11 protein-coding genes are annotated in these 13,453 nt (G+C 69.0%); 8 read left to right on the top strand and 3 right to left on the bottom strand.

Annotated elements, in window-relative coordinates:
* Nucleotides 1-117 precede the first annotated feature (117 nt).
* Nucleotides 118-849: a class I SAM-dependent methyltransferase gene (locus VMT65_RS35005; RefSeq protein WP_326312947.1), complete on the top strand. Its 732-nt coding sequence runs from the start codon at nucleotides 118-120 to the stop codon at nucleotides 847-849.
* On the opposite strand, the gene VMT65_RS35000 is transcribed toward VMT65_RS35005, so the two are convergent.
* Complete coding sequence (locus VMT65_RS35000) at nucleotides 846-1,754, bottom strand: SDR family NAD(P)-dependent oxidoreductase (protein WP_326312946.1); 909 nt, start codon at nucleotides 1,752-1,754, stop codon at nucleotides 846-848. The genes VMT65_RS35005 and VMT65_RS35000 overlap by 4 nt on opposite strands.
* A 76-nt stretch (nucleotides 1,755-1,830) precedes the next feature.
* Here VMT65_RS35000 and VMT65_RS34995 point away from each other — a divergent pair, with 76 nt between their 5' ends.
* Nucleotides 1,831-2,403, top strand: coding sequence for a TetR/AcrR family transcriptional regulator (locus tag VMT65_RS34995; protein ID WP_326312945.1), 573 nt, complete (start codon nucleotides 1,831-1,833; stop codon nucleotides 2,401-2,403).
* A 12-nt stretch (nucleotides 2,404-2,415) separates the two neighbouring features.
* Here the strand turns inward: VMT65_RS34995 and VMT65_RS34990 are convergent, their stop codons facing one another.
* On the bottom strand, nucleotides 2,416-3,021 hold the full coding sequence (locus tag VMT65_RS34990; protein WP_326312944.1) for an alpha/beta hydrolase family protein: 606 nt from the start codon (nucleotides 3,019-3,021) through the stop codon (nucleotides 2,416-2,418).
* Between the two features lie 370 nt (nucleotides 3,022-3,391).
* On the opposite strand from VMT65_RS34990, the gene VMT65_RS34985 reads away from it, so the two are divergent.
* Nucleotides 3,392-5,218 carry an acyl-CoA dehydrogenase gene (locus VMT65_RS34985; RefSeq protein ID WP_326312943.1) on the top strand — a complete coding sequence of 609 codons (1,827 nt, stop codon included), beginning with the start codon at nucleotides 3,392-3,394 and terminating at the stop codon, nucleotides 5,216-5,218.
* Between the two features lie 65 nt (nucleotides 5,219-5,283).
* Here the strand turns inward: VMT65_RS34985 and VMT65_RS34980 are convergent, their stop codons facing one another.
* On the bottom strand, nucleotides 5,284-6,987 hold the full coding sequence (locus VMT65_RS34980) for a VanW family protein (RefSeq protein WP_326312942.1): 1,704 nt from the start codon (nucleotides 6,985-6,987) through the stop codon (nucleotides 5,284-5,286).
* Between the two features lie 230 nt (nucleotides 6,988-7,217).
* Here VMT65_RS34980 and gnd point away from each other — a divergent pair, with 230 nt between their 5' ends.
* The 5 genes from gnd (at nucleotide 7,218) to VMT65_RS34955 (ending at nucleotide 13,316) form a co-directional block, all read left to right on the top strand.
* Nucleotides 7,218-8,246, top strand: a complete 1,029-nt coding sequence (gene gnd, locus VMT65_RS34975; RefSeq protein ID WP_326312941.1) for a phosphogluconate dehydrogenase (NAD(+)-dependent, decarboxylating) — start codon at nucleotides 7,218-7,220, stop codon at nucleotides 8,244-8,246.
* Nucleotides 8,247-8,316: 70 nt separating this feature from the next.
* Nucleotides 8,317-9,480, top strand: a complete 1,164-nt coding sequence (locus VMT65_RS34970) for a glycoside hydrolase family 3 N-terminal domain-containing protein (protein ID WP_326312940.1) — start codon at nucleotides 8,317-8,319, stop codon at nucleotides 9,478-9,480.
* 85 nt (nucleotides 9,481-9,565) lie between these two features.
* The gene (locus VMT65_RS34965) at nucleotides 9,566-10,174 is read left to right on the top strand and encodes a TetR/AcrR family transcriptional regulator (RefSeq protein WP_326312939.1); all 609 of its coding nucleotides are present in this window, start codon (nucleotides 9,566-9,568) and stop codon (nucleotides 10,172-10,174) included.
* A gap of 100 nt (nucleotides 10,175-10,274) precedes the next feature.
* A complete protein-coding gene (locus VMT65_RS34960) occupies nucleotides 10,275-11,501 on the top strand; it encodes a DUF5685 family protein (RefSeq protein ID WP_326312938.1) in 1,227 nt (408 codons plus the stop codon).
* A 213-nt stretch (nucleotides 11,502-11,714) separates the two neighbouring features.
* Nucleotides 11,715-13,316 carry an FAD-dependent monooxygenase gene (locus VMT65_RS34955; protein WP_326312937.1) on the top strand — a complete coding sequence of 534 codons (1,602 nt, stop codon included), beginning with the start codon at nucleotides 11,715-11,717 and terminating at the stop codon, nucleotides 13,314-13,316.
* Nucleotides 13,317-13,453 lie beyond the last annotated feature (137 nt).

Here is a 13,453-nt window from a genome sequence, read left to right as displayed (position 1 = left end):
CCCTGAAACCCCCGACGATTTCGGGGGCTGCGCCCCCGCACCCCCGCCGATGGCCGCGAACCGATTCGAGGTTCGCGGCCATCGTCGTTACCGCCAGCGGCTCATAGACTCGCACTCATGGATGCCGCCGAATGGGACGAGCACTACTCCCAGACCGAATTGGTGTGGGGCGCACCTCCGAACGAGACGGTGGTCGAGCAGGTTTTCGGGTTGGAGCGGCGGGTGCCGGTGGGCGGGCTCGGCGTCGGCGAGCCGCGGCCGGAGCTGCCGCGGGCCCTGGATCTGGGCTGCGGCGAGGGCCGCAACGCGCTGTGGCTGGCCACCCACGGCTGGCAGGTGGATGCCGTGGACTTCTCGCAGACCGGCATCGACAAGGGCCGCACGGTCGCCTCCCGACTGTCCCGCTCGGTGCGCGGCCGCATCCACTGGGTCCACGCCAATGTCACCACGCTCGACGCCGCCGACATCACCGGCCCCTACGAGCTCATCCTCATGGCCTTCCTGCACCTACCCGCCGACGACCGCCGCGCCCTGCTGCTGCGCTCGGTCGAGATGCTCTCCCCCGGCGGCACCCTGCTCGTCCTCGGCAACGACACCCTCAACCTCACGGAAGGCTATGGCGGCGAACAGAACCCGTCCCTGACCTTCACCCCCGCCGACATCCTGGCCGACCTGGCCCCCGCCGAACCCGACATCCGCGTCCGCCACGCCGACCGCGTCCACCGCCCGACCGAATCCCACGACGCCATCGACGCCCTGGTGGTCGCCACCAAACCCATCCCCGAACCGCCCACCGAGGAACCCGCCCTCGGCGGCGTCCCCCAACCCCCGGCCCTCGACCTCTTCTAGCCGTCCATCGCTCGTCGACGCCGCGCGGGTAGGCCGGTGAGGTAGGCGCTCTTCGCCCACAACTCGGCGCGCCGGCCCGGATCGGTGGTGTGGGCCGCGGTGCGAACATCCTTGCGGCGCACGAAGAATCGGCCGGACACGCCGGCCAGCTCCGGCGCGGTGGCCAGCCATACCGGGGTGTCCGCGCCCGCGTCCGGGCCGGGGAGCAGCGGGTTGATCCATTGGGACCAGCCGAAGACCCGCAGCAGTCCACGCGCGGAGTCCCGGCCCAGGCCGGTGTGGCGAATGATGCCCGGGTGCGCGCCATTGACGGTGACGCCGCTGCCCGCGAGGTGTTCGGCCAGGCTGTAGACGAACATCGCGTTCATGTTCTTGGTCCGCCCGTAGGCCACGAAAGGCCGGAAACTGGGCGGGAATCCGAGGCCGCGCGGGTTCTCGAAGCCGAGATCCTCGAGATCTACGGGAACTCTGCGCAGGGCGGTCGGTGACGCGCCCACCACAATCAGACGCGCGGATCCGCCTGCGGCGGCGATGTTCTCACCCAATGTGCGCAGCAGAAGATACGGCGCAAGGTGATTGGTGGCCAACGTGCGCTGCACACCTTCGGCCGTGTGGTCGCCGAGTTCGGCGACCACCGCCGCATTGCTGATCAGAATATCGATCCTGGTGTCCCGCAGGCGATCCGCCAACCGCCGGACGTCTTCCAGCAGGGACAGATCGGCCAGTTCGTCGCGCAGTCGCGCGCCCGGAACCGCGGCGGTGATGCGCTCCCGCACGGCCACCAGACGCCCCCGATCCCGCCCCACCAGCACCACCTCCATTCCGGTGGCGGCCAGTTGCCGCGCGATGGCCTCGCCAATGCCGTTCGTCGCACCCGTGACGACGGCCGTCGTGCCCTGATCCATGCCCGCTCCCTTCAGGTTGACAACGTCAACCTAGGCGCGCGGGTTGACGTTGTCAACCGCCGATTAGGATGGTCCGATGCCCCCGTCCACCCGCACCGTCCTGCTCGACTCCGCGCTCCGCCTGCTCGATGCCGGCGGCGCGGACGCGGTCACGCTGCGCGAGGTCGGCAAGGGCGCAGGCGTCTCGCACAACGCGCCCTACAAGCACTTCGCGAACAAGGAGGCGCTGCTCGCGGCCGTCGCGGCGCGCGAATTGTCCGAGCGCGTGGCGGAATTCGCCCGCGTCGTCCAGGACTGCCCCGACCCCCTCGAGATGTTGCGCGCCGTCCTGCACGGGTACATCTCCTGGGCCCTCGACTATCCCGCCCGCTTCCACCTGGTGTTCGGCCGCTGGACCGAGGAGACCCCCGAACTCGCCGAGACCGGCGCGAATGCCCAGTCCGCCCTGATCGCCCTGGTCGCGCAGGCCCAGGCGGCGGGCAGCCTGCCCGCTGCGGATCCCGAACGCCTCGCCTCGCTCGTGCGCGCCACGGCTCACGGTGCCGTCGGGTTCGCCGCCACCGGCCACCTGTCCGCCGACGGCAAGGGTCACGCGGACCCCACCGATCTGATCGACGACCTCCTGACGTACCTGACCCGCGCCCGCTGATCCCGCCGGGGGTCAGGTCGTGGACCAGCGCCGCAGCCAGGGCGTTACCGCGGCGACGATGTCATCGAAGCCCGCGCGGTACGAATGCGCCTGTCCGGGAACGACATGGACCTCGGTGGCGTCGGTGGCCTCGGGGATGCCGAAGGGGTCTCGAGCGCCGTTCACGACGATGACTTCGATGTCGCCAGGGGCCAGCAGTTCGTCGCGACGGGACTTTTCGGGCTTGCCGGGTGGATGGAGGGGAAAGGATAGGGCCAGGACGCCTCGGGCTTTCGCCTCGCGAGCCGTGCGACAGGCCACGCGCGCGCCATTGCTGCGGCCGCCTTGCACGAGCGGCACGCCGCGGACCTTCTTGCGCAGTGCCGCAATGATTTCCAGCCAGGCCGCGTCCTGCGCCTCGGCCTTACCCGGGGCGCGCCGACCCGCGACCCGGTAGGGCTGGGTCACCAAGGCCACTGCGCCGCCCAGCGCGACGGCCGAATCTCGCACGGCGAGCAGGTCTTTCGCGTCGACGCCGCCGCCCGAGCCGTGCGTCAGCACCAGCAGGAAGGTCGGCTTGTTCCGCCCGGGACGGTCGAGCTCCACCTCCGCCGGTCCGGCACTCGTCTCGATGCGCATGCACGCACCGTATCGAGCCGCCCGGCTCCACCCGGCGCGGCTCACCGACGTCGCGTGGGCGGGGTTGCCTACCCTGCGCCGCCCACTGTGTCGAGGGACTCATGTCCCGGCGGCATCGATCGCGGGGCACCGGCCCTAGCTGCGGGAACGGGATCCGCACGGGCTCAACGGAACCCCGGGTCTCGGCAACTCGCGTGCTTTCTGTCACATTCGGCCGCGATGACCTTGGCGGCCCTCCTACCGGTCGGTAACATGGCGCATAAGTTACCCGCCAGTAGCGCTGCTTTACGGTGTCTACCCGGTGGAGACCTAACGGGCGGGAACGGCACACACCGAACCGCACCCATCTCAATGGAGAGTGAGTACGACCATGGGTCACTACAAGAGCAACGTTCGCGACCTCGAGTTCAACCTCTTCGAGTTCCTGGGCATCCAGAAGCTGCTCGACGCGGGCGCCTACGGCGACCTCGACGCCGACACCGTCAAGGAGATGCTGAGCGAGGTTCGTCGCCTGGCCGAGGGCCCGCTGGCCGAGTCCTTCGCCGACGCCGACCGCAACCCGCCGGTCTTCGACCCGGAGACCCACACGGTCACTCTCCCCGAGTCCTTCAAGAAGTCCTACCGTGCCCTCGAGGACGGCGGCTGGTCCAAGGTTCCGGTCCGCGAGGAGCTGGGTGGCCTGGGCGCCCCCTCGGTCGTCGGCTGGGCCCTGGGCGAGATGATCCTCGGCGCCAACCCGCCGGCCCAGATGTACGCCGCCGGTGCGGGTTTCGCGCAGGTCTTCTACAACAACGGCACCGATGAGCAGAAGAAGTGGGCTCAGATCATCGCCGACCGCAACTGGGGCGCCACCATGGTGCTGACCGAGCCCGACGCCGGTTCCGACGTCGGCGCGGGTCGCACCAAGGCGATCCAGCAGGAGGACGGCTCCTGGCACATCGAGGGCGTCAAGCGCTTCATCACCTCGGGTGACTCCGACGACCTGTTCGAGAACATCATGCACCTGGTGCTGGCCCGCCCCGAGGGCGCCGGACCGGGCACCAAGGGCCTGTCGCTGTTCTACGTGCCGAAGTACCACTTCGACTTCGAGACCCAGACCCTGGGTGAGCGCAACGGCGTGTTCGTCACCAATGTCGAGCACAAGATGGGCATCAAGGTCTCGGCCACCTGTGAGGTCACCTTCGGCGGCCACGGCGTGCCCGCCAAGGGCTGGCTGGTCGGCGAGATCCACAACGGCATCGCGCAGATGTTCGACGTCATCGAGAACGCTCGAATGATGGTGGGCACCAAGGCCATCGCCACCCTGTCGACCGGTTACCTGAACGCGCTCGAGTACGCCAAGACCCGTGTGCAGGGTGCGGACCTGACCCAGATGACCGACAAGGCCGCCCCGCGCGTCACCATCACCCACCACCCGGACGTGCGTCGTTCGCTGGCCATGCAGAAGGCCTACGCCGAGGGCCTGCGCGCGGTGTACCTGTACACCGCCGCGCACCAGAACGCGGACATCGCCGAGCTGGTCTCGGGTGCCGACAAGGACACCGCGTTCCGCGTCAACGACCTGCTGCTGCCGATCGTCAAGGGTGTCGGCTCCGAGCGGGCCTACCAGTACCTGACCGAATCGCTGCAGACCTTCGGTGGCTCCGGCTTCCTGCAGGACTACCCGATCGAGCAGTACATCCGCGACGCCAAGATCGACTCGCTGTACGAGGGCACCACCGCCATCCAGGCGCAGGACTTCTTCTTCCGCAAGATCGCCCGCGACCGCGGCGTGGCGCTGGCCCACGTGGCCGGCCAGGTGCAGAAGTTCATCGAGCGCGAGGGTGGCAACGGACGCCTCAAGGCCGAGCGCAAGCTGCTCGCCACCGCCCTCGAGGATGTCCAGGGCATGGCCGCCACCCTGACCGGGCACCTGATGGCCGCCCAGCAGGACCCGAAGGAGCTCTACAAGGTCGGCCTGGGTTCGGTCCGCTTCCTGCTGGCCGTCGGCGACCTGCTCATCGGCTGGCTGCTGCTGGCCCAGGCCGAGGTCGCCATCAACGCTCTCGACAACGGCTCGACCGAGAAGTTCTACGAGGGCAAGATCGCCACCGCCCAGTTCTTCGCCCGCAACGTCCTGCCCGAGCTGACCTCGGTCCGCACGGTGCTGTCGAACCTGGACAACGACATCATGGAGCTCGACGAAGCCGCGTTCTGATCGCGCCGATGCTCTGAAAGAAGCGATGCGGCTCGGAATTCTCCGAGCCGCATCGCTTTTGGCGTTCATTCACAGATGACCGTGGGAACCGGGTCGTATTTGACGGTTCGGGTGTGGCGGGAGATTTCCTTGCCGGTCTTGGCATCTCGGATGACGCGGGTGTCGGAGGTGGTGAAACCCGGTGCGCCGGTGGAGGCGATGCAGTCCTTGCCCTTGGGGAGGGTGATGGTCTTGGGCTCGGTGGGTTTGGTGCGGTCGCCGGTGATGGATTCGACCTCAACGGTTTTGGTGCTCCACAGGCGGACCGTGATCGAGGAGTCGTCGGCGGCGGTTTCGATGACCACGCCGTACGGGGTGTTGTTGCGGAACTTCAGGTCGATCGCGCCGTCGAAGACGGTGGCCTCGCGGGCGGCGGGGTACCGAGAGATGTAGTAGCTGTGTTCGGTGTGGCCCGCGTCCTCGAGGCCCGCGAAGTACGCGGCGTTGTAGAGGGTGGTGGCGAACTGGGAGATACCGCCGCCGACGGCCGTGGCCGGGCGGCCGTTGTTGATGATGCCGGATTCCACGTAGCCCTGGGCGGCGCCGCGCGGACCGGTGAAGTCGTTGAGCGAGAAGGTCTCTCCGGGCTTCACGATCGCGCCGTCCACCTTGCGCGCGATCACCCGGATGTTCACGCCGGACGGTCCGCTGAAGCCGCCGGTGGTGAACGAGCCGACCGGTTCGACGACACCCAGTTTGTTCGCGTCCTCGGTGCTCAGCTTGGGTTGAACCTGCTGATAGACCACGGCCTTCGATCGGTTCGACGGTGAAACCAGCACGGCGGTAAGCCCATCGAGAGTCTTGCCCCAGTCGACGAGGGTGCCGACGACGGCGGGGCGGACGCTCGCGCGGGAGCCGGACAGGTCGAAACCCGCGTCGCGCGGCGGCACCTCGGTGGACCGCAACTGCGGTGCCAGCGCCGCCGTCAACGCCTCGGTATCGGTCGAGAGCTCCAGTCCGCCTTGGTCGTTCGGGTGGAAGGAGAGCGCGCCCGCGATCTGCCCCGGGTCCAGGGTGGCGTCACCGCCCTGGCCGGTGAAGGTGATCGGGGCCCGCACGGCGGGTTCGGCGACCTCTTTCAGCGCGCGGTCCACCGCGTCGGCACGCACCCGCGCCGGGGTCTGCGCCACGGGCAGTTCCAGCACCGAGCCGTCGGCCCAATGCTCGGCGAGTGCGGTGCGCGTCGCCGCGACGTCGAGCACCCGACCGGGAACCGGCCGCACCGCCACGGCCCTGGCGTCCTCGAAGACGATTCCGCCCTCGACCGGCTGCCGGTCGTGCGCGCGTAGGGCATCCAGCGCCCGATCCAGCGCGGCGGCATCGATCGTGGCCGCGGGCTCCACCTTCCGGGTGGTGAAGAACGAAGCCAGCCGAGTGACCGGATTCTTCGGCTGCCCGCCGACGCGCGCCCAGGTGCCGTTCCAGTCCACCCCCAACCCGATATCGCGCGGCACCAGGTCGGTGGTGACGTCCCCGGTGCGGACCGTGAGCGGCTGTGCCACACGCCGATCGAGCACCGTCTCGAGCCGCGACCGCGCCGCGGCCCGATCCATCCCGCCTATGTCGACCCCGGCAACCTGCACCCCGCGCGGCACCTGACCCGACGACAGCGACCAGTCGACCACATACCCGATCCCCGCCGCGGCCATCAGCACACCGGCGGCGATCCCGGCGCGGCGAGCGGCATTCGAGTTCAGAAGTTGGCGTCCGCCAGCACTTCCACCGGTCACGCAAGATCCTCCCCAGCAGTCAGCAAATCATCTGCAACGATAGCCGGGGGCATGAAAAGAGCCCCGTGCGGTTGCCGGGTCGGGGGTCTGGCAACAGCACGGAGCCACCTCTTCTATCGATACCGGATTCAGGGCGTTACACACCGATCCATCCGATCGTAAAAAAGTTTCGAGACGCTCGACTGGGACAATCGGACCGGACCGGACCGTACGAGGCGAGGAGACAAACCATGCAGCTCGGAATGATCGGACTCGGCCGGATGGGCGCGAATATCGTGCGCCGCATCGTGCGCGACGGGCACACCTCGGTCGGCTACGAACGCCGGGTCGAGAACATCGACCAGCTCTCCGCCGAACTCGGCGAAAGCTTCCAGGGCAGCACCGAACTCCAGAAATTCGTGGCCATGCTCGATGCCCCGCGCGTGGTGTGGGTCATGATCCCGGCGGGCGCGACCGGCGCGGTCATCGACAGCGTGGCCGAGCTGCTCGAGCCCGGCGACATCATCATCGACGGCGGCAACAGCCGCTACCACGAGGACATCGCGCGCGCGAAAGCACTGCGGCCCAAGGGCATTCACTATGTGGACATCGGCACCTCGGGGGGCGTGTTCGGCCTCGACCGCGGCTTCTGCCTGATGATCGGCGGCGAGCACGACACCGTCGCCTACCTGGATCCGCTGTTGAAATCCATCGCACCCGGCGTGGACGCCGCGCCCCGCACCCCCGGCCGCACCGGCACCCCCTCCACCGCCGAACAGGGCTACCTGCACTGCGGTCCCGCCGGAGCGGGCCACTTCGTCAAGATGGTCCACAACGGCATCGAATACGGCGCGATGGCCGCCTACGCCGAGGGCCTGAACATCCTGCACCAGGCGAATATCGGCACCCGACCGGACGGCGAGCACTCCGCCGAGGTGACGCCGCTCGAGCATCCCGAGTACTACTCCTACGACATCGACGTCCCCGAGGTGACCGAGGTGTGGCGGCGCGGCTCGGTGGTCGCCTCCTGGCTGCTCGATCTGACCGCCGCCGAGCTGTACGCCGACCCGAACCTCGACACCTTCTCCGGGCGCGTCTCCGATTCTGGCGAGGGCCGCTGGACCGTGGACGCCGCCATCGACGAGGGCGTCCCGACCCCGGTGCTGGCGGCGGCGCTGTTCCAGCGTTTCTCCTCGCGCGGCAATGCCGTGTACGGCGACAAGGTGCTCTCGGCCATGCGTCAGGCCTTCGGCGGGCATCACGAGCTACCGCAAGGGTGAATTCGCCACGCGCGGTGGAACACCCGGTGTCGATGGCGAGAACTCTCGCGCGGGGAGCTACCGTCGGGGCATGCGCCTTGCTCCGGGGATCGCCGTCGCGGTGACCGCTCTCGCCCTGACCGCCTGCTCGAGTGGCTCGAATTCGTCCAACGAATCGGCCTCGACCAGCACCGGAGCGCCGAGCACCAGCAGTGCCGCGCCGACAACGACTCCGACGCAAGGGGATTGCGCGGCCATGTACCTGTCCCAGTTCACGCTGCGGCAGAAGCTGGCGCAATTGTTGACCGTCGGCGTCACCGGCGAGGCCGACGCCGAGAACGTGGTGAAGACCGAGCAGATCGGCGGCATCTTCATCGGCAGCTGGACCGACAAGGCCATGCTGGCCCAGCACCAGGTGGACGCGGTGCAGAAGGCCTCGCGGACACCGCTCATGGTCACCATCGACGAAGAGGGCGGCCGGGTCTCGCGCGCCAAGGACCTGATCGGGGTGGCACCGCCCGCGCGGTCCATCCCGGGGTCGATGAGCGTCGACGAGTTCTACACCTTCAGCCTGGACCGGGCCAAGAAGCTGAAGGCGCTGGGGGTGACCGTGGACTTCGCCCCCGACGTGGATGTCAGCAGCCAGCCCGATGATTCGGTGATCGGCGACCGCTCCTTCTCCGACAATCCGGACGTCGTGGTGGATTACGCGGGCGCGTTCATCCGGGCCATGAACGACGCCGGGGTGGGCAGTGTCATGAAGCATTTCCCCGGCCACGGTTCCGGCTCGGGCGACTCGCACACCGGCGCGGTGCACACCCCGCCGCTGGATCAGCTGCAGGGCAAGGACCTGGTGCCGTTCCGGAAGCTGGTGGATTCGGGGGCGGCGGTCATGGTCGGACACCTCGACGTGCCGGGGCTCACCGACCCGGATCGACCCGCCAGCATCAGCAAGGAGGCCATGGCACTGCTGCGGCAGGGGACCGGCTACGGCGCAGCACCCTTCGAGGGCGTGATTTTCACCGATGATCTGGGCGGCATGGCGGCCATTACCAACCGCATGACCATCGAGGAGGCGGTGGAGGACGCCCTGGTCGCGGGGGCCGACAATGCCCTGTGGATCACGACCGACGCGGTGCCGAAGGTGCTCGACCGGCTCGAGGACGCGGTGAAGACGGGCCGCTTACCGGGAGCCCAGGTGGATAAGTCGGTCATGCGCATGGCAAAGTTCAAGGGCTCCGCGCCGCACTGCTGAGCGCCAGGCAAATCCTCGGCAATTCACGATCGCGGAACTTACCATGGAGTAAGATAAGAGCTTCGGAATTGTCCTAGGAGAGTGAATGGCTGGCGGAACGAAACGGCTCCCGCGCGCGGTCCGCGAGCAGCAGATGCTCGACGCCGCCGTGGAAGTCTTCTCGCGCAAGGGGTACCACGACACCTCCATGGACGCGATCGCCGCGGAGGCGAAGATCTCCAAGCCCATGCTGTACCTCTACTACGGGTCCAAGGACGAGCTCTTTCGCGCCTGCATCCACCGCGAGAGCATGCGCTTCATCGAGGCCGTCGCGGTCGCCGGCAACCCCAAGCTGACCCCGCACGAGCAGTTGCGCGCGGGCCTCGAGGCCTTCCTGTCCTACGTGGATCAGAACCGCCTGTCCTGGCAGGTCCTCTACCGGCAGGCCCTGGGCCAGGCCCCGTTCGCCTCGGAGATCTCCAACAGCCGCGACCGGGTCATCGAGTTGACCGCCAAGCTGCTGGAATCCAGCGCCAAGTACGCCGAGCCGGGCACCAACTTCGAGATCGTCTCGGTCGCGGTGATCGGCGCGGGCGAGGCCATCGCCGACCGGGTGGCCAGCGGGCAGATCGATATGGCCGAGGCCGTGAACCTGCTCGACGATCTCGCCTGGCGCGGTCTGTCCGGCAACAAGAAGAAGGCCGAACAGGTCTGAGTCCGCCGCCGGGCGGACTTGCCGGAACCCCCGGTCCCCTGCCACAGTTCGCTGCGATCGTGTTGCAGGACAGCCGGTACCGGCTGGGGATGGGGACATCGTGTTCGGCTTGCTGAAACCGTGCGCGCACAGCGCCGCGCGGCACGGTATCGACCCGTCGGCGTGGCAGACCCACCTGTGCGGGTTGTGCCTGGGACTGCGCGACGGCCACGGTCAGCTGGCCCGCGCGGCCACCAATACCGATGCCATCGTGCTGGAGATACTCACCGAGGCGCAGCAGTCGACTCCGGCGGCGCGGACCGCGGCCGGGCCCTGCCCGTTGCGGGGGATGCGACGCGCCTCGGTGGTCGCCGCCGATGCCCCGGGCGTCCGGCTCGCCGCCACCGCCGCACTGCTGTTGGCCGCGGCCAAGATTCGCGATCATGTGAACGACGGGGAGACCGCACGGCTGGCCCGCCGACCGTTGAGCCGCGTCTCGAACCGCTGGCAAGCCGGGGCCCGCGCCTCCGCCGCACCGCTCGGCCTCGATATCGAACCGCTCATCACCGCGATCGAATCGCAACTGCGCCTGGAGAATTCGCCCGAGAGCACGCTCGACGAGCTGACCTCCCCCACACAGCTCTGTGCCGCGGAATTGTTCGCGCACACCGCGATACTCGCCGATCGCCCCGAGAACGCCGATGCCCTGCGCGAGGCCGGTTGGCATTTCGGCCGCATCGCCCACCTCGCCGACGCCCTCGAGGACCTCGACGCGGACCGCGCCCAGGGCCATTTCAACCCGTTGCTCGCCACCGGCACCACCCGGGAGCAAGCGCATTCCCTGGTGGCCGAATCGCATTCGCTGCTGCGCGCCGCCCTGGCCCGCGTCGCCCTGGACCGGGTCGCGACCATCCGCTGGAGCCTGCTGGATCCCCTGCGCGGCGTGGTCCGCGAACTCGGCCGCACCGCGGGCATCGCCCACACCTGCGCGACCGGAGCCTGCCGGACGAGCGGCGCGACGGTCGCCGATATCGAGCTGTCCACGCTGAGCAACCAGCAGCCATGGCAGCCGGGCGCGCCGTTCACCCCGCAACCGGGCCTGGAACCGCCCGAACCGCCGCAGCGCCCCAACCTGTTCCAGGGACTCGGCATCCTCTGCACCCAGTACTGCACCGGATACGCCTGCTGCGCGACCCACACCCGGCCCTGCAGCGGCCAACGCAAGGACGCGTGGATCAACCGCTGCGACTGCGATTGCGGCGATTGCTGCGACTGCGATTGCTGTGGCTGCGACGACTGCGGCGGGTGCTGCGACTGCGGGGGCTGCGATTGCGGTTGCGACTGCTGACCCGGCCACACCGCCGCGATTGCCGACCGGGGCGAGCTGCGAATCTCGTCATTCCGGCGTGCTTTTGGCCGGGATCCCCTTCGTACCGGCGGATTCCGGCCAAACACACGCCGGAATGACGGGAAGACATACGCCCGAGTGACGGGAGTGCCGGCAAGGTGGGCGTGATCGCCGTGCAAGGGGTGTGCAAGGGGAGCCGCGCAGGGTTGCGGCATGACTTCGGCACATGTTCCGGTACTGGTGGTCGGCGGCGGTCTGGTCGGCTTGTCGGCCGCGCTGTTCCTCGAATACCACGGCGTTCCTTACGTTTTGGTGGAGCGGCGGGCCACCCCGTCGCCGCTGCCGCGGTCGCGCGGGCTGCACACCCGAACCGGGGAGATGTACCGGCAGGTCGGGTTGGAATCGCGGATTCTGGCGACGGCGGCGACGGCGCTGAAGGCCGGGAAGTTCGGCGGGGCCTGGACCGGCGAGTCGGTGCGGACGGCCGAGGCGTTGGATCTGTCGGCATTCGGGGCGAGCATCGCGGCGGGCGCGGATCCGAGTCCGGCCCAGTTCGTGTTCGTGCCGCAGGTGCAGCTCGAACCGGTGCTGGCGCAGGCCGCCCGGGAACGCGGCGGTGATCTCCGATTCGGCACGGAGCTGGTGGAATTCGCGCAGGACGCCGACGGGGTCACCGCCGTGCTGCGCGATGCCGCGGGTGCGCGGTCGCCGCTGCGGGCGGACTACCTGATCGCGGCCGACGGCGCGGGCAGCCCGATCCGGGCGGCGCTGGGCATCACCGGCAGCGAGCTGCCGCCGACGCACCACTATCTGAATGTCTTCGCCCGCACCGATCTCACCGGCATTCTCGACGGTCGCGGGTTCAGCCAATGCGAGATCACCGGGCCGCGGGTGCGGGGATTGGTGTTGACCAAGAACAACACCGACGAATGGTCCTTCCACATCGAATACGATCCGGCCGTCGAATCGCCCGCCGACTGGTCGGACGCCCGCTGTGTGGACGCCATTCGCGCCATGATCGGCGCACCCGGCCTCGGGGTCCAGATCCTGGCCCGAAGCGCCTGGGACACCGGCACTTTCGTCGCCGACGACTATCGCCGCGACCGCGTCTTCCTGGTCGGTGACGCCGCGCACCGGCACGCGCCGTGGGGTGGCTACGGCGGCAATACCGGGGTCGCCGACGCCCACAACCTGGTCTGGAAGCTGGCCGCCACCCTGCACGGCACCGCCGGCGGGGCCCTGCTGGATTCCTATGCGGCCGAACGCCGTCCGCGCGCACGGATCGCGGTCGAGCAATCGCGCCTGGGCACCGATTTCCGGACCCGCTACGGCATCCGGACGCGCGACAATGCCGGGGATCTGGCCCGCAGACTCGACATGTCGGCGGTCATGACCCGCTATCGCTACACCTCGACCGCCGTGCTCGACACCGCCGATCGCTCGCCGCACGTGCCGGCCCTGCACGGCCAGACCGGAACCCGCCTGCCGCACTGGTGGGTCGACGCCGGAACCTGGACCCTGTCCACCCTCGACCTGTGCGGCCCCGGCTTCACCCTGCTGATCGCCGGACCGGCCGGTGCCTGGCGCGAGGCCGCGGCAAAAGCGCAGCGCGACACCGGCATCGACATCGCCGTGCACGCCCTCCCGGCCTCCGACTGCGCCGAGCGGGCGGGCCTGTCCGAAGGCCAGGCGCTGCTGGTCCGCCCGGACCACCACATTGCCGCCGGACCGGATTCGGGCCTCACCCCGGCCTGGCTGGGCGAGGTCCTCGAACTGGTCTCCGACACCCGCAATGCCCGGCCCGTCCTCGCCTAGCCCGGAAATGCAAGAGCCGCACACTGTCTCGGGCGGATGTAGAAACCCCTGCGTGGCGACATCCGATTTGCGAAACAGTGTGCGGCTCTTCACCCCCGTCGGGCGGACCGCCTATGCGGCGGTACCGCCCGAATCCC

This window comes from Nocardia sp. CDC153 (assembly GCF_035818515.1).
Lineage (GTDB): Bacteria > Actinomycetota > Actinomycetes > Mycobacteriales > Mycobacteriaceae > Nocardia.
The sequence above is the reverse complement of the archived record's forward strand: the minus strand, read 5'-3'. Positions and strand labels throughout refer to the sequence as shown.

Bases quoted from the DNA above. Each gene is read 5' to 3' on its own strand.
- VMT65_RS34970 (WP_326312940.1), top strand. From the start codon at position 8,317: ATGCGCCTTGCTCCGGGGATCGCCGTCGCGGTGACCGCTCTCGCCCTG.
- VMT65_RS34990 (WP_326312944.1), bottom strand. From the start codon at position 3,021: ATGCGCATCGAGACGAGTGCCGGACCGGCGGAGGTGGAGCTCGACCGT.
- gnd (WP_326312941.1), top strand. From the start codon at position 7,218: ATGCAGCTCGGAATGATCGGACTCGGCCGGATGGGCGCGAATATCGTG.
- VMT65_RS34985 (WP_326312943.1), top strand. From the start codon at position 3,392: ATGGGTCACTACAAGAGCAACGTTCGCGACCTCGAGTTCAACCTCTTC.
- VMT65_RS34995 (WP_326312945.1), top strand. From the start codon at position 1,831: ATGCCCCCGTCCACCCGCACCGTCCTGCTCGACTCCGCGCTCCGCCTG.
- VMT65_RS35005 (WP_326312947.1), top strand. From the start codon at position 118: ATGGATGCCGCCGAATGGGACGAGCACTACTCCCAGACCGAATTGGTG.
- VMT65_RS35000 (WP_326312946.1), bottom strand. From the start codon at position 1,754: ATGGATCAGGGCACGACGGCCGTCGTCACGGGTGCGACGAACGGCATT.
- VMT65_RS34955 (WP_326312937.1), top strand. From the start codon at position 11,715: ATGACTTCGGCACATGTTCCGGTACTGGTGGTCGGCGGCGGTCTGGTC.
- VMT65_RS34965 (WP_326312939.1), top strand. From the start codon at position 9,566: ATGGCTGGCGGAACGAAACGGCTCCCGCGCGCGGTCCGCGAGCAGCAG.